Source organism: Pedobacter gandavensis, assembly GCF_032678745.1.
GTDB classification, from domain to species: Bacteria; Bacteroidota; Bacteroidia; order Sphingobacteriales; family Sphingobacteriaceae; genus Pedobacter; species Pedobacter gandavensis_C.
Window position 1 is genome coordinate 238,319 of the sequence record NZ_JAVTST010000005.1, and the last position, 25,547, is coordinate 263,865.

The window sequence follows — 25,547 nt, forward strand, 5'->3', positions numbered from 1 at the left end:
TCTTGTACCAGCAGGTAAGTTTTCTTAACTTTGGCCATGCTAGAAAAAATCATAATTCTCGATTTTGGTTCCCAATACACGCAGCTAATTGCCCGCAGGGTACGCGAACTAAATGTGTATTGCGAAATTCATCCCTTCAATAATATTCCTGAAATCACATCAGACGTAAAAGGTATTATCTTTTCAGGTAGTCCATTCTCGGTTCGTCAAGCAGACGCTCCACAGATTGACCTGACTAAATTCCACCTTAAATTCCCAGTATTGGGCGTTTGTTATGGTGCGCAATATATGGCGCAACAACTTGGTGGTGAAGTTCAGGCTTCATCAACTCGTGAATACGGCAGGGCTAACCTGAATTTCGTAGCTAGCGGAAATAAATTATTTAAGAACATCAATCTGGATTCTCAGGTATGGATGTCTCATGGAGATACCATCACTAAAATTCCTGAAAACTTTGAACTAATTGCAAGTACCGACAGCGTAAAAGTTGCGGCTTATCAGATTAAAGATAGTGAAACGTATGCGATTCAGTTCCACCCGGAAGTGACTCACAGTACAGACGGAAAGCAATTGTTGGAAAACTTCCTTGTAGATATCTGTGGATGTCACCAGGAGTGGACTTCTGAAGCTTTCGTAGAAACGATTATTGCTGATTTAAAAGAAACTATTGGTGATGATAAAGTTGTACTAGGCCTTTCAGGCGGTGTTGACTCTAGCGTTGCTGCAGTATTATTGCACAAAGCTATTGGTGCAAACTTACACTGTATTTTTGTTGACAACGGATTACTTCGTAAAGACGAATATGAAAGTGTATTGGAACAATATAAACACCTTGGTTTAAACATCAAAGGTGTGGATGCTAAAGATCGTTTCTTAAGCCAGTTGGCTGGTGTTACAGATCCTGAGTTGAAACGTAAAGCAATCGGACGTGTATTTATCGAGGTTTTCGATACAGAAGCGCACCTGGTTGAAGATGTGAAATGGTTGGCACAAGGTACTATTTACCCAGACGTAATTGAGTCTATCTCTGTAAATGGTGGCCCTTCAGCAACGATTAAATCTCACCATAATGTAGGTGGATTGCCAGATTTTATGAAACTAAAAGTAGTGGAGCCATTGAAGACTTTATTTAAAGATGAAGTAAGAAGAGTAGGTACTTCATTAGGATTAGAGCATTTCATCATTGGCCGTCATCCTTTCCCTGGTCCAGGATTAGCGATCAGAATTCTTGGTGAGGTAACTCCAGAGAAAGTAGCTATCCTTCAGGATGCGGATGCGATCTATATCAATAACTTAAAAGAAGCAGGTCTATATGATAAAGTATGGCAGGCAGGAGCAATCTTCCTTCCAGTACAATCAGTAGGTGTAATGGGTGATGAACGTACTTACGAGAATGCCATCTGTCTTCGTGCAGTGGAATCTGTAGACGGTATGACTGCCGATTGGTGTCATTTACCATATAACGTACTCGCCAAAATTTCTAATGAAATTATTAACAAAGTAAAAGGAATAAACCGCGTAGTATATGATATCAGTTCAAAACCACCCGCTACAATTGAGTGGGAATAAGTATTGGCTGATCATTTGTATTGCTTTCTTATTTTCGGCCTGTTCGCCGAAAATAAGAAAGTCTGCAAATAAAAACCCAGAAGGCCAGGGCAAAGAGAAAGAAATAGAAAAAGCTGTAGAGCGGTTTACACAGGCTAATATTTCCTTACTGATCCCTTTCCGCCTAAATCAAATCAATCTGAAAACAGCTTCTAAAGCTGAGGTCGATAAATCTGCAATGGCCATAGACTTTTACCAGGGTTTTAAACTGGGAGTAGATTCGGCAGCAAGTTTGGGCTTAAACTTCAAATTGAATGTTTACGATACCCGTGATTCAAATGCACAGATTGACGCCCTGCTGAGCAGAGGTACCTTAACCTACAGTAACCTGATGGTAGGACCCGTATTTCCTCAAGGCATTAAACATATCACTTCCTATTCTATTGCCAGAAATATTCCGGTAATCTCACCATTGGCAGCTACACATCCTTCAGAATTTAACAATCCTAACCTGATCTCGGTAGTCAATAATATCGACCTCCATGCAGCTAAAATTGTCAATTATATAGCCAAAAGCTATGCTCCTGAAAACACGATAGTAGTGTTGATTAATCCAAAAACCTCCAGTGATGAGGTGGTAGCAGGACCTTTGCGTCAATATTTTAAGACCAACAAAAAGGCTTTTGTGTTGCAGGAATATCCTTCGGTGTTTAGTATGGAAACGAAAATGCAGAAAGGTAAAGAGTATGTAGTGATTGTGACATCCTCCGACCGCAAGTTTGTGGTTCCAACCTTAGATAGGCTGCTGAAGATCAAAAATAAAGGTTATGACCTGAATTTATTCGGCCATCCGGATTGGATCAAACAAAACTATAATGTCGATAAATTACAGGCTTTAAATACGAGTATTACCTCTTCTTATCATGTAAATTACCGCAGTGCAAAGACGGTTGAGTTTATTAAAAAATATAGAGAAGCGTTCAGATTTGAGCCTTCCGAGTATTCTTTCAAAGGCTTTGATATCGGATTTTATTTTGGTAAATTATTTGCTGAACATGGAGCGGATTATTTGAAGTACCTGACTAAAGAAAAGTATGAAGGATTGCATAACTCCTTTGACTTTTATCACGATGATAAACTGGGGTATATCAATACCAGTTTAATGCTTTTACGCTATAAGAATTTTGCTATAAATATTGTAGAATGAGAATAGAACACCAGATCCGGGCATTTGAGCAGATTTTTAAAAGCTACGATGGGCATTTGCCTTTACATCGGTTTTTACACCTCTATTTCAAACAGAATAAAAAGATGGGCTCTTCGGATAGAAGATGGTCCAGCCGTTATATATATAGTTTTTTCAGGTTAGGAAAAGCCTTGATTAAAGAACAGCAGGTACTTCGCCTGGCGATTGCAGATTTTCTTTGCAATACCACGCCTAGTTTGGTGGTGGATACATATCTCCCAAACCTGGCTGCTCAAATCGAATTGCCATTGAAGGAGAAACTGGACATCATCCGTGCGGAATTTCCAAGCTTCGAATTATCGGATGTTTTTTCTTTTCATCAGAACTTAAGCGCGGCAGTGGAACAGGAGGATTTTTTTGAATCATTCTTTATCCAGCCAGACTTATTTCTAAGGATAACCAAAGGACACCTGAAGGCTTTACTGGCTGATTTGAAAGCACATGAAGTACCAGTAAAAGAACTTTCTGAAACGACATTGATGTTGCCGAATGGCACTAAACTGGAAAATATATTTCCCAATCAGAAGTTTTATCAGGTACAGGATCTTTCTTCTCAAAAGACAGGTTTATTTTTTGAACCTAACACGTATGATCGTTGGTGGGATTGTTGTGCCGCCTCAGGGGGTAAATCCCTGCTGCTACACGATCTTGAGCCTACAGTGCAACTCGTGGTGAGTGATGTTAGAGAAACGAGCTTAAACAACCTCGATGATCGTTTTCATGAGGCGGGTATTAAGAAGTATCAAAAGAAAGTACTGGATCTGTTGCAAAACAATGAGCAGGACTTACACGATTATGAATTTGATGGCATTGTACTCGATGCACCTTGTTCAGGTTCGGGTACCTGGGGACGTACACCAGAAATGCTGTACTATTTTGATGCGCATAAGATCAGCATGTACACCCGTTTGCAGAAAGGAATTGCCAGTAATGTAGTCAAATACCTAAAAGTTGGAAAACCATTGGTTTACATTACCTGTTCGGTATTTAAACAGGAAAATGAAGAAGTAATCCGCTTTCTGGAAGAAAACCTTCCATTGAAATTGGAGAAAATGGAAGTAATTAAGGGATATAAAGACCGTGCAGATACCATGTTTGTGGCACGTTTGATTAAAACTGAAAGCGTTTAGGCCCACCTTAAAAGGTGCAATGCCCCCAAAAAGTTAGACACTTTATGGGGGCATTTTTATGTAGGAATGGCTTTCCGATTATAAGCCCGTATTGTTTCTGAACAGTTTAATGGCGATGGCCAATAGAATGATCCCAAAAGCCTTTCTTAGGACATTTAGTCCGGCTTTACCAAGAAGGCGCTCTAAACGATTGGTATTTTTTAATACAAAATAAACAAAGATCATATTGATCAGAATACCCGCAATAATGTTTTGTGTGGCATATTCCGTCTTTAATGACAAAAGGGTAGTCATGGTTCCGGCTCCTGCAATTAATGGGAATGCCAATGGTACAATAGACACGGTTTCAGGAACATCTTCATTGAAAATCGTGAGTCCAAGAATCATTTCCATCGCAATGACGAAAATCACAAATGAACCTGCAATCGCGAATGATTCTACATCCAGGCCGATTACTTTTAATAAGGCTTCTCCCGCAAAAAGAAAGATAATCATCAATGCTGTAGCTACAAGTGTTGCTTTTTCAGATTGAATATGACCGGCTTTCTTTCTAAGTTCGATCACCACTGGGATGGCACCCAGAATATCAATAATCGCGAACATGATCATTGAGCAAGAGAGGATTTGACTGAAATTAAATTCCATAGCAGCTGTTTTATGCTGCAAAGGTATATTATTTTGTAATAAGAAGGTGACAAGCTGGAAAACAAAAAGGCCTGAGCTTCATGAAATGAACCCAGGCCTTTTTGTTTAAAAGATGCCTTCCCTTAGTAAAGGAGGCTTATAGTTTAGCTTTCACGTTTTTAGACGTGGCAGCACGGTATACGTAAATGAATATATGCACCACGGCAAATACCAGAGAGAAATAATATAATCCAGTATCAGTTCCATTGGTGGTATGGTGGTGAATGATCGCCACAATAATCAACAATACCGCTAAGGCCAGACCGATATAAGAAACTACTTTATTACTTCTTGCCAGTGTTACCGGATTGTTGTCAGATAATAAACTGTTTTTGATTCCATAGAACAAGTAAACGTTTACTCCAATAATCATCCATACCAATAAACGAACCCAGGTATCTAAAGGTAGGAACACCATCATACCTAAACATACTGCTACCCCTAAGATTGGGATTAGTGGTACCATAGGTACTTTAAATGCTCTTGGAAGATCTGGCATACGTTTTCTCAGGATAATGATACCGATACATACCAGAATAAAGGCGAATAATGTACCGATACTGGTCATTTCACCTACTACTCTTGCCGGAACAAAAGCTGCAAATAAACTCACAAATACCATGAATAGGATATTGCTTTTCGCAGGAGTACTGAATTTAGGGTGAACTTTAGAGAATACACCAGGTAATAAACCGTCTTTACTCATCGAGAAGAATACTCTTGATTGACCCAATAACATCACCAGGATTACAGAAGCATAACCACCCAGAATTGCCAGGATAATTGCTTTGTTTAACCATGGATAAGCTGGAGTAACGATTCCTGCGGCATTTTTAACACCCATATTGTCAATCGCAACAGCAACCGGTGCAATACCATCCTGACCTTTGAATAAGTCGTAGTTGGCAACACCTGTCATTACGTGTGCAAATAAGATATAAAGAACAGTACAGATGAATAAAGAAACCAGGATTCCAATTGGCATATCTTTCTTCGGATTTTTAGCTTCCTGTGCTGCAGTAGATACCGCATCAAAACCAATATAAGCGAAGAATACAATACCTGCTGCTCTGATCACACCACCCCATCCATTTTCAAAGAAACTGGCATGACCTGGTTTATCCGCAGGGATAAAATATGGAGAATAGTTGTCTGCATTGATGTATTTCCATCCTAAGAAGATAAAGATGAACACAATTACTACTTTAACTGCTACAATAACACCGTTGATGATTGCAGATTCTTTAGTACCTCTGATCAACACCAATGACATCAATACGATGATAAATACTGCTGGTAGGTTAAACATACCGTTAACGATCGTTCCATCGGCAAGGGTAGCAGAATCAAATGGTGACATCACTACCTGTGCAGGGAGGTGTAGGTCGTAATATTCGAGAAACTTGACCAGGTATCTGCTCCAGCTAATGGAAACAGTAGCCGCACCAACCGCATATTCCAATACCAAATCCCAACCAATAATCCAGGCAACTAATTCGCCCATTGTGGCATAAGAATAGGTATATGCACTTCCCGCAACAGGAATCATGGAAGCAAATTCTGCATAACATAAACCTGCAAATCCGCAACCTATTGCTGCAATGATAAAGGAAATGGTAATAGCCGGGCCGGCATTATTGGCTGCTGCTGAACCGGTAATGGAAAATAATCCAGCACCGATAATGGCTCCAATACCCAAAGCGACCAGATTTACGGGGCCTAGGGTCCTCTTCAGTGCCCCTTCTCCGCTTTCGGAAGCTTCTTTTGTAAGTAAGTCGATCGACTTTCTAAAATTCATAGTTTAAAGTTTAGTAAAAGGTTGTCTATAGTCTTTTTGGTTTGTAATCTGATTGTCAAACCTAAATAAAGATGTTTAAAAATAAAAGGGATTTTTATTCAAAATCCCTTTTATTTAGTAACAATCGTGAAATTATGGTTTGACCGGGATCGTATCCAGCAGGTTCTTTAAAGTGTCAATATGCTCTAATCCATTCCCATCTATTGTTTTCATCACGCGGACTTCTTTGATGACTTCCTGTTGCGCTTTAATTTTAGGCATACCGCTTATAGCAATATAAGGGGCGATAACAAGTGATACAATAGACATTAGCTTGATTAAAATGTTCATAGAAGGCCCTGAGGTGTCTTTGAACGGATCTCCTACTGTATCTCCGGTAACTGAGGCTTTATGTGGTTCAGATTTTTTATAGAACATCTCCCCGTTAATTTCTACTCCTTTTTCAAATGACTTTTTAGCATTGTCCCAGGCACCGCCTGCATTACTCTGGAAAATTCCCATCAGTACGCCGGAAACGGTGACCCCTGCCAGTAAACCACCCAACATTTCTGCAGAACTTACCGAAGGAAATACGCCTTTAAATCCGAAACCTACTATGATCGGTGCCAATAAAGCAATTGCACCTGGCAACATCATTTCGCGAATGGAGGCTTTGGTAGAAATGGCTACGCATTTTTCATACTCAGGTTTGGCTTTGTATTCCATAATTCCAGGAATCTCGCGGAACTGGCGACGCACTTCCTGAACCATTTCCATCGCTGCTTTTCCTACCGCTGCAATACATAAGGCCGAAAAGATAAATGGAATCATCGCCCCAACAAATAAAGCGGCCAGTACCGGTGCTTTGTAAATGTCGATGGCATCAATACCTGCAACGCCCACAAAAGCGGCAAATAAAGCCAGTGAGGTTAGGGCAGCAGAAGCAATAGCAAATCCCTTGCCCGTGGCGGCAGTAGTGTTTCCTACGGCATCCAGGTTGTCGGTACGCTCACGAACTTCTGGTGGTAGCTGACTCATCTCTGCAATTCCTCCGGCATTGTCTGCAATTGGACCAAAAGCATCAATGGCGAGTTGCATAGCAGTAGTAGCCATCATACCTGCAGCAGCAATTGCTACGCCGTATAAACCAGCAAAAGCATAGGAGAAGATAATTCCTCCCGCTAGTACGAGGATAGGAGCTACAGTTGATTTCATCCCTACTGATAAACCGGCAATAATATTGGTCGCATGACCGGTTCCAGATTGTTGTATAATTGATTTTACCGGGCCTTTACCCATTGCGGTATAATATTCAGTAATCATACTCATGAGTGTTCCCACTACAAGACCTACTAAAATGGCGTAATAAACATCCAGTTTTGTAAAACTCACACCGCGAAGGTGTAAATGTGGTGGCAACATAAACATCACAATGAAATAACAGGCAATAGCTGTTAGGATAATTGAACTCCAGTTGCCCAGATTTAATGCGTTTTGTACGTTGGAATCTTCTCCTTTAATGCGCACAAACCAGGTTCCTACGATAGAGAACAGAATGCCAAGGCCGCAGATGACCATTGGTAACAATACGGGTGAAAAGCCATTCAGATTATCCAGGGGAATACCATTTAACTGGTCTACAACGATTTCTTGTCCCAATACCATAGTGGCTAAGATAGTCGCTACATAAGAACCGAATAAATCGGCACCCATTCCGGCTACATCACCAACATTATCACCTACGTTATCGGCAATAGTGGCCGGATTTCTTACATCATCTTCTGGAATTCCAGCTTCTACTTTACCCACTAAGTCGGCACCTACATCGGCAGCTTTGGTATAAATACCACCACCAACACGAGCAAATAAGGCAATTGATTCTGCACCTAAGGAGAAACCTGTAAGGACTTCAATAGCTGTTTTCATTTCGGTGCTGTTGGCACTTACCACATTAAATACCTGTAGAAAAACAATAAATAAACCACCTAAACCTAATATTGCTAATCCGGCTACACCGAGGCCCATGACCGTTCCACCGGTAAAGGAAACCTTTAATGCTTTGGATAAGCTGGTTCTTGCGGCCTGTGTGGTACGTACATTCGCTTTAGTGGCCGCTTTCATGCCGATATATCCTGCGGTAGCAGAAAATACAGCACCAATAATGAACGCAACGGCAATGATCCAGCTGGAATGTAAGGCCAGGCCATTAATCTCGTGTATGTTTCCTGAATAGGCGAGTAATGCTGCGGTAAATACAACGAAAATACTGAGGACTTTCCATTCGGCTTTTAAAAAGGCCATTGCTCCATCAGCTATATATCCTGCAAGTTCCTGCATTTTGGCATCACCAGCATCTTGTTTGTTGACCCAGGCACTCTTTATGGCCATCACCATAATGCCAATTAAACCCAGCAAGGGGATAAAGTAAATTAGATTTTTTTGTAAGAACTCCATACTTAGTTTAAGTTTATTTGGTTATTTAGTTGATTCACTTGGTATAGATTTACTCCCTTAGCAGGGGAGCAGCGCGTTCACAGATCAGATAGAGCTACGTAAAATTAACAGTGTTCTTTTAAAAAGCAAATTTTTAATGAACTGATTATTAAGGTTTTTTTAGAAAAAATAATTTAATGTTTGGAATGCCTTTTCAGCTCAGCAGTTTTTAATTTTTTTAAATATATTAGCACAAACTAACCAAACAAAATGAAAGCATCAAATTGAACCACAATTAATTGTATGCCTTTAGATCTCTACGCTCAGACAGGACTGGATCGCCTGCTTAATTCTGTCAATAGTCGCTTACATTTTGAAAACCAACAACCAAACCTGAGGTATTCTTTGAAGGTCCTTAACCGGTGTTTAAGAATAAAGAATCCCTCATTTTAAAAAACAAACAAATGGAAAAAGAAAGTCAAGATGGCTCTTTCAAAAGAGAACTTGGATTATTAGATGGTACCATGCTGGTCGTAGGATCAATGATCGGCTCTGGTATTTTTATTGTTAGTGCTGATATTGCCAGACAGGTAGGCTCAGCGGGATGGCTCATTGTCATCTGGGTACTGACCGGCCTGGTCACTGTCATTGCTGCGGTGAGTTATGGAGAGTTGAGTGCCATGTTCCCTAAAGCAGGAGGGCAATATGTTTACCTGAAAGAAGCTTACAATAAGCTGATTGCTTTTTTATATGGATGGAGCTTTTTTGCCGTCATACAAACGGGAACTATCGCGGCGGTAGGTGTTGCTTTTTCCAAGTTCGCCGCTTATTTATACGAACCTTTTAGTGAAACGAATATCCTTTGGCAGTTGCAAACGGGAACTGCTGCAAACGGAGCTGCAGAGTATTTTTCTTTGAGTGCTGCACAGCTGGTTTCTATTGTCACTATTGTGTTCCTGACTTACCTGAACAGCCGTGGTGTAAAAGACAGTAAAACCCTACAGACTTTCCTAACTATTATTAAAATACTATCACTCTTTGGTTTGATTGTTTTTGGTTTTACGCTTGGCGCAAAAGCAGAAGTATGGAATGCCAACTGGTCTGATGCCTGGAGTTTAAAATCGCTGAATGTAGAAAGCGGGTCTTGGGTAACCATTGGTGGTTCGGTACTTTTTGCCGCTATTTCGGCCTCTTTGGTTGGTTCTTTGTTTTCCAGTGATGCCTGGAATGGCGTTACTTTTATTGCCGGCGAGATCAAGAAACCAGAACGTAATGTTGGGCTCAGCTTATTTCTGGGAACCTTTATTGTGAGTGTGATCTATGTACTGGCCAATCTGATGTATGTGGCTGTGATTCCTATAAATGACATTGCCACTGCCAAATCGGATCGGGTAGCCGTAGTAGCGGCCCAGCATATTTTTGGGAATGCAGGAACCATCATTATTGCCTTAATGATCATGATCTCTACTTTTGCCTGTAACAACGGATTAATTATGGCGGGAGCCAGGGTATATTATACGATGGCTAAAGATGGCCTTTTCTTTAAGAAGGCTGCGACATTAAATAAAGCGAGTGTACCGGCATGGGCACTATGGATTCAGTGCTTTTGGGCATCAGCATTATGTCTTACGGGGAAATATGGTGCATTGCTTGATTTTGTAATGATCATTGTGATGATCTTTTATATCCTTACAATTTTGGGCATTTTTATTTTGAGAAGGAAGTTGCCTAATGCAGAACGTCCATATCGTGCTTTTGGGTATCCGATATTGCCGATGTTGTACATCATCTTCGCGACGGTTTTTTGCGTATCCTTACTCATCACTAAAATGAGCACCTGCGGATGGGGTGTGGTCATTATGCTGGCTGGAATTCCGGTATATTACCTGACAAAGCAAAAAGAGATAGACAGCCCTCCTGCAAATTAAAACGATTAGCTGATGATGCGGTTATAATTTGATTATTTTTGGCCAATATAATTTATTATGGAAGAGGATGTAATCCTGAAGATCAGTTACCGGATAAAAGAAATTAGAAAAGATAGAGGCATTACCATTCAGGAATTGGCAGATCGGGCGGGAGTAAGCAAAGGCTTGATTTCCCAGATTGAAAATAACCGTACGGTTCCTTCTCTGATGGTACTGATTGACATCATTAAGTCGCTTGATGTGGACTTAAACCAGTTTTTTAAAGACATATCTGATAGTGCGAACAAAGCACCAGTAGTAGTCAAAAGAAAATCGGAGTATGAGTCATTTGAAAAGGAGCAGGCATTGGGATTCTTATACCAGCGCATCCTTACCAAGTCAATTAAAAACTCTACGGTTGATATTGTCTTATTGGAGCTGGAACCAAATGCTTCAAGGCCGATGGTCAGAACGGAGGCTTTCGAATACAAATATATCCTGGCAGGAAGTGTGAAATATCATTTTGAAGATCAGGAGATTGAATTGTTTGCAGGAGATTCCTTGCTTTTTGATGGTCGTTTACCGCATACCCCGAGTAATATTGGGAAGGATAAAGCCATCATGTTAATCCTTTATTTCTTTGAAGAGGTAAAGTCTTAGATCATATATCCCTTATTTACCTGCGGTCATTAAGCCACCGGAAGGTAAATAAGGGTATAAATAAATAGTGCACTTATCACCAGTAAAATGAGGATATTCATTTTATGTGCAAAGTTCAGCGTGTATCCCATTGATCTTTCCCGTTTGGGTACGAAGAGTCTCGAATCTTGAGGGTTCCAATAGATGAATCCCATCTTATAATTAACAATATTGTCTACAGGGTCTATATTCATTACGAGCGTATTTTTTTAAGCGTTATTTATTTAAATATATGATTTTCAGTTAATTTAAAAAACTCTGTTAAAAAAATATTTGCAGTTTTTACAAATAAATATACTCCTGTTTATTTCATTATTTTTTCAAGGTTAAGGGCTGTTTTTAGCTTGTTTTACAGGCACCTTTTTAGCGTCTTTCGCGGAAGTTTGGTTCTCTGGCTCCGCAGCTTTAGCTTTTCGACTTGCTGCTTCCATTTCTTTCTCCCGGGTTTTATTCTTTGGATTTTTCATAGTAGTATTTTTTAGTGTCAAACCTATATAGATAAACAAGTAGAAAATAATTTGGTTTAAATAGGGCTGGGCTGGGAATTGAAAAACAAAATATCTGCTGATTTGTAGTTATATCACTTAATTAAGAATAAAAAGCATTTCCATGGAAAAAATGATTCAAGCCTTATTCAATACTGAAGTTGAGGCATTCAAAGGTTTAAAAGCGTTGCAGGAACTGAACCTGTCTAACGATATTTCAGTCGGTGAAACCTATATATTAACACGTGATGAAGATGGAAAAGTAAATATCCGATCGGCAAAAAATGAGTCGGTAGGGAATGGAACACTGACCGGTGGCGTGATTGGTGGTTTGATCGGCCTGTTGGCTGGTCCGCTTGGCTTTATTGTTGGCCTTGCAGGTGGGATGATTGCCGGATCTGCTGGCGAAACGTTAAAAGCAGAAGGAGTATCGGATTATCTGGATCAGATTTCTGCGAACATTCCCGATGGCAAATCAGTTTTGATTGCGCATGTTTGGGAAAGTTGGGAAACTCCGGTAGATGCATTACTAGGGCCTTTGAGCATTGAGCTGAAACGCTTTAATCTGAATGAGAAAGTATTTGTTCCAGTAAAAACGGAACTTGATAAATTGGAATCTGATATTGAGGAGGTAGAAAATAAACTCAAAGATGTTGCTGAAACTGAAAGGGCAGAATGGGAAAGTACCCTGGCGGATTTAAAAGCTAAGCGTGCGGCATTGGAAGATAAATTAAAAACGCACAATGCACATCAGGAAAAACAATATGAGGACTGGATCAATCAATCTCCTGCTGATCAGCAATTAGAGGATGCGGAAAAGCAAGCCCGATTGGAAAATAGAATCAAAGAGCAGAAAAACCGCCTTGATGAATTAAAAAATGATAAATAAGGAAAGGGAAAAATAAAGCACCAAAGCGGGTTTTAAGCCCGCCTTGGTTTTTCTATATTCATTAAAACTACTGCGCCGAGTATCAGGACAATTCCTGTCCATTGGACAATATTTACCGGTTCTTTAAGGAGAAAGTGTGCCATAAGTACCGAAACGGGTATTTCCACGGCTGCGATGATCGTTCCAAGTCCGACTCCCGTAAGGGGCATTCCCATCGTAAAAAGTAGGGGTGGGAGGATGGTTCCAAAGAGCGAAAGAACAATTCCCCATTTCCAGAAAATGTCAAAGGAGAAATTCATGTTCAAAGAAGAATGGAAGATGAGCATAATGATGATCAGTCCTCCTAATACTAAATAAAGACTTCTTCTCACGACCGGTAAATGGAGGGCTATTCCATTGGAAGCATACACGGTAATGGTATAAGACAAAGCAGCGAGCATTCCCCAGCCAACGCCACGCCAGTCGATGGTAACAGATGATTGCAATAAATTGGTTGCCAATACTGTTCCAGCTATGATGATGAGTACAGAAAGGATCTTCCGGTTTCCAGGGCGCTTTTTATGTAGAATCATTTCCAGAATAACACCCATCCATACCGTTTGCATCAGCAATACAATACCCACACTTACGGGGATGTATTGAACCGATAAATAATAGAAAGTACTGGTTAGTCCCATTGCCGTTCCGGCAATCATTAGTTTCAATAGACTTTTCCAATTAGAGCCTGCTGTTGCAGCGTTGCCTGCTATGTTTTGTCGCTGGCTGAACATACTGATGAGCAATATGCCAATAACGCCTATCGTGAATTGTGAAATGGTGACTTCGGCCGTACTATAACCTTCCTTATAGGCCATTTTAACAAATGTAGCCAACATACCATAACTCGCTGAACCCAGCGCCACTAGAATACTTCCTTTTATTAAGTTGTTTTTCATCAGATCCCTAAAATATTGCTGCAAAGAACGCGCTTTTTTAGGAAGGAAGTGTTTACATAGGTTGAGGCTTTTACAATTCCGCTCTTATTCTGCTCAGTTGTGTGGGCGTTACACCAAGATAGGAGGCGATGTGGTGCAATTTTAATCGTTGTAGCAATTGCGGATGCTTTTGTTTGAAATCTGCGTAGCGTTGTCCGGCGGTTTCATACTTCAGACTGATTTCGCCGATTTCTTTTTCAATCACCCAATGCTGTTCCAGGTAATGGATATAAAATCTGGAGATGTCTGGAAAATCCAGGGTAAGCTGGCGAAACTGATCAAAAGGATAGCTGATGATTTCCGTTTCTTCCAATGCCTGGATGGTAAATTTGCTGGGTTCCTGTAAGAGTAGGGCACTTGTAGAAGCGACCAGTGTTTGCTCCGGGAAGAATTTCTTGATCACGGTGGCTCCATCCTTGTCGGTATAAAAATAGGAAAGTAGCCCTTTTTTTATAAAAGAGACCCTTTTAGGAATACTTCCTTCTGCCAGCAAGTACTCCTGTCTGCCTAGTTTCTGTTCTTTTAGCAATTGCTGCCAGGCCTCCTGTGCAGCAATTGAAATGGTCGCATATTGATTGATGTAGTTCCAAAACTCTTCCATCAGCTTTAGGCTTCGTTTAGCAGCTCCTGGTAGCGCTCAATAAACTGCCCAAGATGGTAACCATCCATTAAAGCATGGTGTACATGGATTGATACCGGCATGGTTCTTTTTCCTGCGGATTCGGTCATCTTGCCAAAAGAAATTTTCGGACTGCTATCTGCGAAAGTAAAGCTTCTGGCATGGGACAATGAAGTAAAATCTATCCAAGGCAATGCCGAAAAGTGAATCACACAGTCTCCTGATCTGGAAGGGAAAAGTGAAGTTCCTTGTCTTACTGTTTCTATTTCTGTTTGAGCGATCACTTTAAACTTTTCAAAATCCTCATCGTAATCTATGTGAGAGAAGCCAAAAGTGCCATTTGGCCTGTCTACGGTAGATGAAGCATCGACCTGGTCATAAACCCAGACCTGATCTTCCACAATGCGGTAGCGGAAAGAAGGGATTTGATTTGCTGCCTGTAATGATTTATGCAGGTAATGTAGGAAAAAGGAAATGCCTTTTGCTTTTGCAGTTGCATAGGCAATGGTACAGTCTATATTGATGGTTGCTCCAAAAAAAGGTTCTTCAAACTGGCTGAAGAACTGGAAATGGTCTTTTCTTGCCCAGGTATTTAAGTCTAATATTTGTGTCATGGTAATCGGGTGTAAAAAAGGGTATGCTTAAAGTAGTTGTGGTAAAATTTCGGCTAATGATTTAACCTGATGGAAGTTTTCATGCTCCAGGGTATGGTCGATCTGTTCATGTGCCCATGTGGTATGGTATGGAATATGAACGGCATGACCACCAATTTCTAATACAGGCATTACATCTGATTTTAGTGAATTCCCCAGCATCAGGAAGTTTTCAGGTTTGCAGTCCAGGTGTTTCAGGAGTTTCAGATAATCCTTTTCTTTTTTATCACTCATGATCTCAATATGGTGGAAATAGGGAGCCAGCCCTGACTTTTCTAACTTTCGTTCCTGGTCTAGCAGGTCACCTTTGGTAGCTACAACCAATCGATATTTTCCTTTTAAGGCTTCCAGTACCTGCTGTACTTCCTCCAATAATTCGATTGGTTTATTGAGTAGTTCTTGCCCGTATTGAATGGTTTTATGAAGGATTTCAGGGTTTGCCGTATTATCTGTTACCCGGAGTACGGTCTCAATCATACAAAGCATAAAGCTTTTCACACCATAGCCGTATAAAGAAAGGTTCTGCATTTCCGTTTTAAACAGCTCCTGAGAAACGGTGTGGTGTGGTAGGTAATCTTCTAATAAAGCACAGAATTTTTGTTCTGCTTCTAAAAAGTAAGGTTCGTTTACCCAAAGGGTATCATCTGCATCGAAAGCAATTACTTCTATATTTTTCATGGCATTTATTTAAAACGCTTCAAATATCGGTTTTTTACCTAAAATATCAGGTTTGTCATTGTAAATTGAGTTTACAGTTTGTCTATTGTCAAATTAATTTCTATTGGGGTCTTAAAGTATGTTTTGGTAGAAACTATTAGTTAATTTACGGATAACCTATTTATTATATCTTATGATTACAATCATTGTCGCAACAGATTTTTCAGATGTCGCAGAGAATGCAGTAGCTTATGCTGCCGCAGCCGCAAAACATAGCAAGGCAAGACTGATTTTATTCAATTCTTACGTCCTTCCTCACCATGCTTCAAATACCATTTTACCCGCCTCCAGTGTTCAGAAATTAATCGATGATAACAACAACCATTTGCAGGAACGTGCATTGGGGATTGCAAAAGATTATGGAATAGAAGTAGGCTTTGAAACTCGATTTTCCTTTGTTGGCGATGAATTAGGTGATTTAATCCAAAAGTATGAGGCTGACCTGCTCATTCTCGGGATGGGTGCTAAAACGCTGGAACAAGACCTGATCGGAAATACCACTACAGCGGCAATCAAGCAGCTTAAATTCCCAGTGATCGCAGTTCCTATCGGTGCTAAGTTTGAAGGGTTGAAAAAGATCCTGTTTGCCTGTGATGTGTTGCGTGGCGTTCCTGCCCAGATATTGAAAAGGATTCAGGAGTTGGCCATAAGCTTAAATGCAGAAGTGGAAGTTTTCCATGTGAATAACGCAATTGAAGAATTACAAGCTGGAGATCAGCCATCATCTGAAAAAGATGCGATTGGAAACGGTTTGGCAGGAGTAAGCTATTACTATAAAAATGTGAAGTCTAATGCTGTAATTAAGGAGATTGAAAAAGAAATAAAAGCCTTTGATGCTGACCTTCTGATCATGATTCCTAATAAATACGGCTTCTGGGCTTCTTTGGTGCATAGAAGTAAAACAAGAATAATGGCCTCAGGACTTGAAATACCTTTGTTCTCTATTCCACTTTAAACAAATCGCTGGAAATACCTGCTGATAAACAAGATCGGCTTATTGCAAATATTTTGCAGTAAGCCGATCTTGTTGTATCTGGTTAACTGTTTTTTTAGTAATACTAAATTTAAACTGCTTATTTGTGCAAAATTTATGCAAATTGGCATGGGATTGATATATTTGATAAATTAGTATATCCTAATCAATTTATCATGAATACATCTGCTCAAGACCGATTTTTAAACTTAGGCTTAACCTTGCCTCCGGCTCCAAAACCACTGGGGATCTATAAACCTTATCTTATAGATGGTAAATATCTATACCTCTCCGGACATGGTCCTGTTCAGGATGACGGCTCTTTAATTATTGGACGTGTTGGCGACGATATGGACAAAGACCAGGGCAAACTGGCTGCCCGTCAGGTGGGCCTGACTATGCTTTCTACTATTGTGACCAATCTTGGAAGCCTGAATTCGATAAAACGCGTCATCAAAGTATTGGGAATGGTGGGTTGTACTCCCGATTTTGGGAGTCATCCGTATGTGATCAACGGTTGCAGCGAACTCTTTGAATCCGTATGGGGTGCTGAAAATGGAATTGGGGTGAGAAGTGCAGTAGGAATGGGTTCTCTTCCCGACCATATCCCTGTAGAAATAGAGGCATTATTTGAATTGGTTTAAGCTAATTTAGGAACCATGAATGCTACTCCACTTATTACCTGTTTTGGCGAGATCTTATTGCGTTTTAATACGCAAATGGGTTTGCGATTTATACAGTCAAATGCTTTTAATGTCCATGTTGCCGGTGCGGAGGCAAATGTTGCCGTATTATTGGCCAGGCTAGGCCTGGACAGTAGGATGGTGAGTAAAGTACCGGATAATGACCTGGCAGAAATGGCCCTAGGAGAATTGCGAAAATACGGGGTAAATACCAATGGAATAGCCAAAGGAGGAGAGCGAATGGGGACTTACTACGTAGAAAATGGCAATCATATACGGCCAACTCAAGTCATTTATGACCGTTCCGGTTCTTCCTTTTCTCAATTGAAAACAGGAATGATCGACTGGGGGAAACAACTTGCAGATACTTCTTTGTTTCATTGGTCGGGCATCGCGGCAGCAGTGTCTGCCGGCGCTGCGGAAGTTTGCAAGGAAGCTATCGAATGCGCACATCAAAAAGGAATTACCATTTCTGCAGATTTCAATTACCGGAGGAAATTGTGGAACTATGGCCAGGATGCAAAGGAAGTGATGCCGGATTTGCTGCGGTATTGTAAAGTAGCAGTTGCAGATCTGGACAGTGCCGCTATTTACTTTGGCATCAAAATGAAAGAAGGACTGTCGCTCAGAGAACGTTTTGAGTACTGCTTTTCCTTCCTTAAAGATAAAATGCCATTGCTCCGTACTTTTGCGATGAGCTTTAGGGTAGTGGAGGGATTAAACCATGTTTATTTTGCCGGTTTGGCACATGAAGGGCAGTTTTATTATTCTACTATCCATACCATTCCATACGTTACAGATCAAATAGGAACCGGCGATGCTTTTACAGCAGGACTGCTTTATGCACTTTCTTCGGGTTACGGCCCGGAAAAAATGATCAATTGGGCAGCTGCCTGTGGGGTGATGAAACAAAGTATTCATGGAGACTGGGCATTAATCAGCAAGGCAGAGATTGAATCGTTTATACAAAGTGGAATCTCCACTAAAATCAATAGATAAAACTGTTGTAATCAACAAAAAAAAGAAATATGGAAAACTGGCAGGAAATATCTAATCTGGATCAATATGATACCCCGCTGTTTGTGGTGTATGAAGACCGCATTAAACAGAATATTGAAATGGCAATCGGCTTGCTTTCTGGCGAGGTGTCCAGGTTCAGGCCCCATATTAAAACCCATAAAATGGGGGAAGTACTAGAGCTTTTCGCTGCTTATGGGATCTATAAAATTAAGTGTGCTACCATCGCCGAAGCCGAATTGGCTGCTTTAAATGGCATGACAGATGTGATGATCGCTTATCAACCTGTAGGATTTAAGATCCATAGACTGATGAATCTGATCTCCGGTTTTCCTGATTGTAGTTTCTCTTGTCTGGTAGATAATCTGGAAACTGCAGAGGCCATTGCCGCTGTAGCAAAGGACCTAGGACTAGGGGAAGAAATAAAGGTTTACCTGGATCTGAATACAGGGATGAACAGAACTGGTTTTCCGGTAGCCGAAAATGTAGTTGAGTTTGTAAATAACTTAAGAAAGATTGATGGCTTAAAGTTTATGGGCTTACATATTTATGATGGCCATATTCATGATCCTGATCCGGCTGTCCGTGCTGCGCGTGCCAAACCAGCGATGGATAAAGTGCTTGCCGATGCAGATGAACTGATTAAACAGGGTTGTACCGCATTGAAAATCGTTGCCGGAGGTTCGAACACGTTTACTTATTATGCAGGAATAGAAAGGCTGGAATGTAGTCCGGGAACATTCGTGTTTTGGGATGAGAATTATAACAGATTAATACCGGAGTTGAACTTTAAACCTGCTGCGGTGCTGGTATGTACTGTGATTTCTCTACCTGCCCCAGGACTGCTATGTGTAGATCTGGGCTATAAATCGGTTTCCTCTGAAAACCCTATTGAGAAGCGTGTAGTTTTTCCATGGAATGATGACCTTAGTCCAATTGGCCATTCTGAAGAACACCTGACCCTGAAACATATTGGTCCAAGGGAATATAAGGTTGGAGACCGTATTTATGGTCTCCCTTACCATGTATGTCCTTCCTGCGCCTTATATGAAGAAGCACAGGTGGTAAATAATCATCAGATTGAAAAAAGCTGGAGAATTAAAGCCAGAGATAAAAAGATCTCTATCTAAAGCTATAGAAAGGTCAGGTTAGGATTAGATCTTTTATAGGGATCGAGTAATGGGGCATCCGGTGGAAGCTCCGTTACAATGTAATCCACTTCCGATAGGTTGGCAATTTTGATTTTCATCGTAGAGTTTAGTTTCTCGGAGATGGATACAATGGCTACCTTATCGGAAGAAGCCAGCATGGCTTTTTTTACTTGTACGGTATCCCAGTCGGAGTCCGAAAATCCACCTTCAATATCAAGTGCATTAGTACCCAGGATACAAAGATCAGTTTTTAGGTGCGAAAGCTGATTGAACACATCCCCGCTAAAGCACATCTGACTATATGTAGAAATTTGTCCGCCGAGCATAATCGTTCTCACATTAGGCTTGTCCAGTAACTCTACCGCAGATAATACGCTTGCAGTTAGGATAGTAATCCTCAGGTTCCCAGGAATCAATTTTATGAATTCTCTGATGGTGGTACCGCCGCCAAGCAATAGCAGCATATCTTTCTTTAATAAGGGCAACAGCTTCTGTGCAATCGTAATCTTATCGTCTTGGGAATAAGCTTTTTGCTCTGAAGTATGGTGATAAGCACTGGCCATCGCTCCACCTTTTACCTTAATCACCAGGTTCTCTTTTTCCAGCTCATTAATGTCTCTTCTAATGGTGTCTTCGGAGACATTAACGATCAATGCCAAATGTTCAAATGTAGCGCGGGTATGGATGTTAATTTCTTTAACAATGAGCTGCTTACGCTGTGCTTTTGTTAATGGAGCTGCTTGTTGGTCGGTAGTCATTACTGATGATATAATTACAATAATACGTCTTAATTATAAAAAATAAGCAATTTTGTGTTTAAGGTAATTGCTTCGGACTGCTTGTCCAGTTCTCCTCAGGAAGGATATCGCTGGCTTTTCCTCCTCTTCCTTTGCTGTCAAACGTGCGGAACCTGATCAGTCCTTTTGCCGGAATAGGTTTCGTATAAACAGGACTGTCCATTGTAGGTTCAGTCTGGTCTGTGGTATATCGAACCGTTAGTCCAGGGAATTGTATATTCAGGTGTAGCAGGCCGTCTTTAACGATGGCACCAGCAGGAGGGAGTCTGTAATTCATGGAATTAAATGCGGCATCAATTCTTGGCAATTCTTTCTTGCCCACTACATTTACAAACTCAGACCATGCTCGGTTGTACAGTTGTTTTCTTTTGATAGAATCTGGTTCATTTGCCCATATCGGGTCAGTAGCCCAGGCTCTTTCAGCCAAGCCCAGTAATTTAGGCATAATCATATATTCCAGATCCTTAGCTCCTTTGATGGTTTCACTCCATAATAATCCCTGTAAACCGATGATATTGGCTTTTCCTTTCTCAGTTAAACGCTCTTTTGAATCGTAAAATCCTTCTTTTAAAGTGTTGCCAAACTTGTCTTTATTGGTGTTCAGGAAAGAATTGAAAGGAATGAAATTGAAAGCCTTGTCGATGTCTGCATATTCCCCCCAGTAATAGCCAGGTTCGTCAAATGATTTTTTATAAGCCATATCAAAGTAGAAGTTACTTACCCCACCTAAGATCACTTTATAACCAACATTGGCCAGACGGTAAGCAAGATCTTCAGCTCCCCATCCTATAATGTTGTTCCATACATTCAAATGAATGTTTTTATCTGCAAGGCCTGGATTGATGACATATGATTTCTTTCCAGCAGTTACTACAGGTTGCATTCCTACTTCCTCCCAACCAGATAGAAACATGTTTTTTTGCTTTAACATATCGTCCAGTTTGCTGTAAAAGTATACCCATAAACCATTTACATCTTTTAATTCCGGATGGGCTTTTACGAAAGCTAAACTCGATGGAGAACCTTCCCAGGCACCATCAGGAACTTCATCTCCACCAAAGTGAATGGTTTGTAAAGGTGCATTTGCAGCTTTATACATAGCGATAATTTCATCACTAACTTTTTCCATAAAATGATAGACTGAAGGAAGTGAAGGATCCATCACATTGTCGTTCCAGTTTTGGACAGAACGGTAAGTAGAACGGTCGTTAAGGTCTTGTAAAAGGTATTCAGACGCGGCTTTTGGTTGCCCAGCTTTCATGAATTTATGGTAACGTGCTTCCATGGCACGGATAGAGGCTCTGGCATGACCAGGTGCTTCAATCTCCGGGATCACCCTGATATGACGCGCATTGGCATGTTTTAGAATCTCGATGAAATCGGCAGTGCTGTAATGACCAGTTCCATGTGGATTGTTTAGAAAGGGACCAGAACCAAATGATGGAATCAAATGATTGGCATTACTATCTAAAGGATGAGCCCTTCTTGCACCAACTTCTGTGAGTTCAGGCAGTCCTTTGATTTCCAGTCTCCAGCCTTCGTCGTCAATCAAATGAAAGTGTAAAACATTCAACTTATACATCCCCATCAAGTCTAATAACTTGATGATTTCTTCTTTGCTTTGGAAGTTTCTGGCTACATCAATCATCAATCCTCTGAATGGGAAACGTGGACGATCCTCAATCATTGCATTCTGAATGGTGATATTTGCTACTTTAACACCTCTTTTTTGTGGAGGTAAAATGCTGAGTAAGGACTGAACACCATAAAATATACCGGTAGGATCAGCAGCGCTAATGCTCAGGTTATTTGCATTGATTTCGATCTTATAGCCCTCATGAGCAATTGATTTATCCAGTTTTAACAGGATAGAATTACCACTAGTATTTGCTTTTCCTTTTGCAGCTGCTACTGCCACTTTCTTTGGATTTAATAAACGGCCTAGCATGTCGTTTAAAAACGCGCTTTCTGTATGGAATAACGGATCTGCAGTTATTTTTACCGCTTTGTCAAGAATGAATGTGCCCTGTTTTTTTTCATAGCTTACCGGAGTAGGGAAAACTTTTTGAAGTTCTTTTTCCGGAAGATTAACAATGCTTTTGTTCTCTTCATATATAAGTTGGGGGGTGATGGCAGGAACACGATCCTGTTTGTTTCTGGCAAATTGCGCCGGACTTGTGGAAGGGATAGCCTTTACCTGATTTATAGGAAGGGGTTTTAGCGGGTCATTGTCGTAGATCAGATAAAAACCTTCCGGAGCATCGGTATGATTTACTGCCCAATCACTGGAAGCAAATTCTATATTTACAGAAGCGCCATTTTTTATAGGAACGAATTTATCTGTTGGACGAATGTAATATAGATCCCCATTTACATGCACGATCTCTACTTCTCCGCTAACTGTTTTCGCAATAATTCTTCTCGCAAAATTGAAATATAACTTCCAATTCTTATTCGATAAAGGAATTATATCCTTGTTCTGAATATTCAATGATGACAGGAATTGTCCTGCACCAGCATGATTATTTTCTATTATTTGCCAATTAATTGCAATGTTTTTTGCATTTACTGCGTCTTTTTTGACTTGTGCAGTGGCTAAGAATACCAATAAGAGCATTGGTAACAGTGACAGTATTCGTTTCATTTTTACAGATTAATTAGCCTAATATAGGGTTTTGTAGATCGAACTGCAAATCAAAAAACTTCATTTGAATAAATTAATTGAAGAGCAGAAACTTAATTATTTAATTCTTATGTTTGAAACGCGTGTTTTGTTGCAAAAAATATGCAAACCAAATATATAGGTATGATTTTCGGAAATAAACGGAATACCAGAAGTCAAGATGTAAAGTTTCACTTTAAGTTGATACTGGTTTTAGGATTACTTTTTTCAAGCATGGCTTTACATGCTCAGGATTCTTTATTTAAGGTGATTCCTGAACCAGTTTATGCCAAAAGCACTGGACAAGCGATGGAGATTCATCCTGAAAGCAGGATCGTTTACTCCGAATCATTAGCGGCCAATGCAGCCTTGCTTAATGAGGCCATTCGCTCTTATACGGGCTATTTACTTTCTTTAAATGTGGAGGGAGATGATGCGACAGCACTTAACTCGGACTTAGGAAAAGCAGGGTTTGGAAAGCAACAGTTGGTATTGTTACTGGACTCCATCAAGGTAACAGAGAAAAGTGGATACCATCTTTTGATTCAAAAAGACCAGATTTCTATTGTTGGACATGACCCATCCGGTGTATTCTATGGCATACAATCGCTGATTCAGCTGTTACAGCGCTCCGATAAAAACATCCTATCCCTGCCTCAGGGAGAAATCAGAGATTATCCCCGGTTTAATTATCGAGGGATGCACCTGGATGTGGGGAGGCATTTATACACTGTAGATTTCCTGAAAAAGTTTATTGACCTCTTATCACTTTATAAATTCAATATTTTTCACTGGCACCTTACAGAAGATCAGGGCTGGAGAATAGAAATAAAGAAGTATCCTAAGTTACAATCAGTGTCGGCATGGCGCTCAGGAACGATTATCGGTCATAAAAAAGAAACGCCTCATACTTTTGATGGTAAGAAATATGGCGGATACTATACGCAGGAACAGATTAAAGAAGTAGTAGCTTATGCAAGTTCTAAATATGTAAATGTATTACCTGAGATCGAAATGCCTGGTCACGCACTTGCTGCGCTGACTGCCTATCCGGAACTGGGTTGTACAGGTGGTCCTTATCAGACCGCACAATTCTGGGGCGTATTTGATGATGTCTTTTGCGCGGGAAATGAACAAGTCTACAAATTTATGGAGGATGTGTTAGATGAGGTGGTTAGCCTGTTTCCTTATGCTTATGTACACATTGGTGGAGATGAATGTCCTAAGTTAAAATGGAAAAATTGCCCGAAATGTCAGCAGCGTATTAAAACCGAAGGCCTTAAAGATGAACATGAACTTCAGGGTTATTTTATGAACCGTATAGAACGGTACCTTGCTACTAAAAATAAAAAAGCAATTGGTTGGGACGAGGTATTGGAAGGTGGAATTTCTAAAAATACCACCATTATGAACTGGAGAGGCGAGCAGAGTGGTATTGCTGCGGCGAAAGCGGGTTACGAGGTCATCATGACTCCAGAAAACTTGCTTTACCTGGATTATTATCAGAGTTTAAATACAAATGAACCGGTGGCTGCGGGTAATTATACGCCGCTATCAAAGGTCTATGCTTATGAGCCTGTTCCTGATGCATTGAGTCCGGAAGAAGCGAGTTATATTAAAGGAATTCAGGCTGGAGTCTGGACAGAATACATGGGTGATGAAAAACACCTGGAATATATGGTTTTCCCGCGTGCATTGGCGGTATCTGAAATCGGCTGGTCGGAAAAGGGCAGGAAAGATTACTCCTGGTTTTTAAAGAAGTTGCGTCATCAGGAGAGCTTGCTGAAAAAGAAAAAAGTTAACTATTTTCCTTATTATGATGAGATTACTGCAAATTGGCAAAATGGGAAAACCATAACGGTAGCGCTAAATAGCACTTTGCCGAATGCATTAATCAGGTATACTACCGATGGTTCTAAACCCTCTGCTACCAGTAAGCCATATAAACAAGCCATAACATTAGATCGTTCTGCGGAGTTGAAAGCACAGTTATTTATTGGAAAACGCGCTATAGGTAGGGTATTTAATCAGCATTTCCAACATCATTTGGGGTTGGGAAAAGAAATTACACTGGCGAATCCGCCTGCAGGAAAATACAGCTTTCCTGCAAAGCTCCTCTTGAATGGATTAGAAGGGCATCATCGCTTTAATGACAGTCAATGGCTAGGTTTTAGTGCAAAGGACCTGGATGTAATCGTGGATTTAGGAAAGCCAACATCGGTGTCAACAATAGGTATCAATGTTCTAAATTACCACTGGCAACGGATGTGGGCACCAAAACGTCTTCGTTTTATGGTGTCGGTGGATGGAAAAATTTATAAAGAAATATTTACCCAGGAAAAGTTCGATCTTAACGGGATCAATAAAGTAAACGCCCGGTTTCCAACACAGCAGCTGAGATATGTGAGGGTGCTAGCTGAAAATGTAGGAATAATTCCGAAAGGAGAATATGGAGAAGGAGAAAAGGCCTGGCTGATGGCAGATGAAATTATAATCAATTAAA

Annotated in this window: 22 protein-coding genes; 11 read left to right on the plus strand and 11 right to left on the minus strand. The window is 40.5% G+C overall.

The window, feature by feature from the left end; all coding sequences use genetic code 11:
• Window positions 1-36: 36 nt before the first annotated feature.
• Genes guaA through R2S10_RS17305 form a run of 3 tightly spaced genes read left to right on the plus strand, consistent with a single transcriptional unit; the run spans window position 37 to window position 3,924 of the window.
• Complete coding sequence (gene guaA, locus R2S10_RS17295; protein WP_316841658.1) at window positions 37-1,569, plus strand: glutamine-hydrolyzing GMP synthase; 1,533 nt, start codon at window positions 37-39, stop codon at window positions 1,567-1,569.
• Window positions 1,526-2,755: an amino acid ABC transporter substrate-binding protein gene (locus R2S10_RS17300; RefSeq protein WP_316841659.1), complete on the plus strand. Its 1,230-nt coding sequence runs from the start codon at window positions 1,526-1,528 to the stop codon at window positions 2,753-2,755. The genes guaA and R2S10_RS17300 overlap by 44 nt, the downstream gene beginning before the upstream one ends.
• Entirely contained in the window at window positions 2,752-3,924 is a 1,173-nt protein-coding gene (locus R2S10_RS17305) for an RsmB/NOP family class I SAM-dependent RNA methyltransferase (RefSeq protein WP_316841660.1), read from the plus strand. The genes R2S10_RS17300 and R2S10_RS17305 overlap by 4 nt, the downstream gene beginning before the upstream one ends.
• A 78-nt stretch (window positions 3,925-4,002) precedes the next feature.
• Here R2S10_RS17305 and R2S10_RS17310 read toward each other — a convergent pair whose 3' ends face one another.
• The 3 genes from R2S10_RS17310 to R2S10_RS17320 form a co-directional block, all read right to left on the minus strand.
• A complete protein-coding gene (locus R2S10_RS17310; RefSeq protein WP_316841661.1) occupies window positions 4,003-4,569 on the minus strand; it encodes a MarC family protein in 567 nt (188 codons plus the stop codon).
• 136 nt (window positions 4,570-4,705) lie between these two features.
• Window positions 4,706-6,406: an amino acid permease gene (locus R2S10_RS17315; protein ID WP_316841662.1), complete on the minus strand. Its 1,701-nt coding sequence runs from the start codon at window positions 6,404-6,406 to the stop codon at window positions 4,706-4,708.
• A gap of 132 nt (window positions 6,407-6,538) precedes the next feature.
• Window positions 6,539-8,839 carry a sodium-translocating pyrophosphatase gene (locus tag R2S10_RS17320; protein ID WP_316841663.1) on the minus strand — a complete coding sequence of 767 codons (2,301 nt, stop codon included), beginning with the start codon at window positions 8,837-8,839 and terminating at the stop codon, window positions 6,539-6,541.
• 443 nt (window positions 8,840-9,282) lie between these two features.
• Here R2S10_RS17320 and R2S10_RS17325 point away from each other — a divergent pair, with 443 nt between their 5' ends.
• Together R2S10_RS17325 and R2S10_RS17330 are read left to right on the plus strand one after the other, a co-directional pair.
• Complete coding sequence (locus R2S10_RS17325) at window positions 9,283-10,746, plus strand: APC family permease (protein WP_316841664.1); 1,464 nt, start codon at window positions 9,283-9,285, stop codon at window positions 10,744-10,746.
• Between the two features lie 57 nt (window positions 10,747-10,803).
• On the plus strand, window positions 10,804-11,385 hold the full coding sequence (locus R2S10_RS17330; RefSeq protein ID WP_316841665.1) for an XRE family transcriptional regulator: 582 nt from the start codon (window positions 10,804-10,806) through the stop codon (window positions 11,383-11,385).
• A 29-nt stretch (window positions 11,386-11,414) separates the two neighbouring features.
• Here the strand turns inward: R2S10_RS17330 and R2S10_RS17335 are convergent, their stop codons facing one another.
• Together R2S10_RS17335 and R2S10_RS17340 are read right to left on the minus strand one after the other, a co-directional pair.
• Window positions 11,415-11,618 (minus strand): DUF5808 domain-containing protein, encoded by a 204-nt coding sequence (locus R2S10_RS17335; protein ID WP_316841666.1) that lies wholly within the window; start codon window positions 11,616-11,618, stop codon window positions 11,415-11,417.
• A 132-nt stretch (window positions 11,619-11,750) separates the two neighbouring features.
• Window positions 11,751-11,891 carry a hypothetical protein gene (locus R2S10_RS17340; RefSeq protein ID WP_316841667.1) on the minus strand — a complete coding sequence of 47 codons (141 nt, stop codon included), beginning with the start codon at window positions 11,889-11,891 and terminating at the stop codon, window positions 11,751-11,753.
• Between the two features lie 142 nt (window positions 11,892-12,033).
• Between R2S10_RS17340 and R2S10_RS17345 the strand changes: the two genes are divergently transcribed.
• Window positions 12,034-12,798, plus strand: a complete 765-nt coding sequence (locus R2S10_RS17345) for a DUF1269 domain-containing protein (RefSeq protein ID WP_316841668.1) — start codon at window positions 12,034-12,036, stop codon at window positions 12,796-12,798.
• A gap of 32 nt (window positions 12,799-12,830) precedes the next feature.
• Here the strand turns inward: R2S10_RS17345 and R2S10_RS17350 are convergent, their stop codons facing one another.
• From R2S10_RS17350 to R2S10_RS17365, 4 genes are all read right to left on the minus strand, one after another.
• Complete coding sequence (locus R2S10_RS17350; RefSeq protein WP_316841669.1) at window positions 12,831-13,733, minus strand: DMT family transporter; 903 nt, start codon at window positions 13,731-13,733, stop codon at window positions 12,831-12,833.
• A 70-nt stretch (window positions 13,734-13,803) separates the two neighbouring features.
• Window positions 13,804-14,373, minus strand: coding sequence for a Crp/Fnr family transcriptional regulator (locus R2S10_RS17355; RefSeq protein WP_316841670.1), 570 nt, complete (start codon window positions 14,371-14,373; stop codon window positions 13,804-13,806).
• 5 nt (window positions 14,374-14,378) lie between these two features.
• Entirely contained in the window at window positions 14,379-15,005 is a 627-nt protein-coding gene (locus tag R2S10_RS17360) for a chloramphenicol acetyltransferase (protein ID WP_316841671.1), read from the minus strand.
• Between the two features lie 27 nt (window positions 15,006-15,032).
• Window positions 15,033-15,722: an HAD family hydrolase gene (locus R2S10_RS17365; RefSeq protein ID WP_316841672.1), complete on the minus strand. Its 690-nt coding sequence runs from the start codon at window positions 15,720-15,722 to the stop codon at window positions 15,033-15,035.
• A gap of 172 nt (window positions 15,723-15,894) precedes the next feature.
• Here R2S10_RS17365 and R2S10_RS17370 point away from each other — a divergent pair, with 172 nt between their 5' ends.
• From R2S10_RS17370 to R2S10_RS17385, 4 genes are all read left to right on the plus strand, one after another.
• Window positions 15,895-16,716 carry a universal stress protein gene (locus tag R2S10_RS17370; protein ID WP_316841673.1) on the plus strand — a complete coding sequence of 274 codons (822 nt, stop codon included), beginning with the start codon at window positions 15,895-15,897 and terminating at the stop codon, window positions 16,714-16,716.
• 194 nt (window positions 16,717-16,910) lie between these two features.
• Window positions 16,911-17,378: a RidA family protein gene (locus R2S10_RS17375; protein ID WP_316841674.1), complete on the plus strand. Its 468-nt coding sequence runs from the start codon at window positions 16,911-16,913 to the stop codon at window positions 17,376-17,378.
• 15 nt (window positions 17,379-17,393) lie between these two features.
• On the plus strand, window positions 17,394-18,416 hold the full coding sequence (locus R2S10_RS17380) for a sugar kinase (RefSeq protein ID WP_316841675.1): 1,023 nt from the start codon (window positions 17,394-17,396) through the stop codon (window positions 18,414-18,416).
• A gap of 29 nt (window positions 18,417-18,445) precedes the next feature.
• Entirely contained in the window at window positions 18,446-19,564 is a 1,119-nt protein-coding gene (locus R2S10_RS17385; RefSeq protein WP_316841676.1) for a D-TA family PLP-dependent enzyme, read from the plus strand.
• Between the two features lie 2 nt (window positions 19,565-19,566).
• Here the strand turns inward: R2S10_RS17385 and R2S10_RS17390 are convergent, their stop codons facing one another.
• Both R2S10_RS17390 and R2S10_RS17395 read right to left on the minus strand, forming a co-directional pair.
• The gene (locus tag R2S10_RS17390) at window positions 19,567-20,343 is read right to left on the minus strand and encodes a DeoR/GlpR family DNA-binding transcription regulator (RefSeq protein ID WP_316841677.1); all 777 of its coding nucleotides are present in this window, start codon (window positions 20,341-20,343) and stop codon (window positions 19,567-19,569) included.
• Window positions 20,344-20,401: 58 nt separating this feature from the next.
• A complete protein-coding gene (locus R2S10_RS17395) occupies window positions 20,402-23,026 on the minus strand; it encodes a family 20 glycosylhydrolase (protein ID WP_316841678.1) in 2,625 nt (874 codons plus the stop codon).
• A gap of 141 nt (window positions 23,027-23,167) precedes the next feature.
• Here R2S10_RS17395 and R2S10_RS17400 point away from each other — a divergent pair, with 141 nt between their 5' ends.
• Entirely contained in the window at window positions 23,168-25,546 is a 2,379-nt protein-coding gene (locus R2S10_RS17400; RefSeq protein WP_316841679.1) for a family 20 glycosylhydrolase, read from the plus strand.
• Window position 25,547 lies beyond the last annotated feature (1 nt).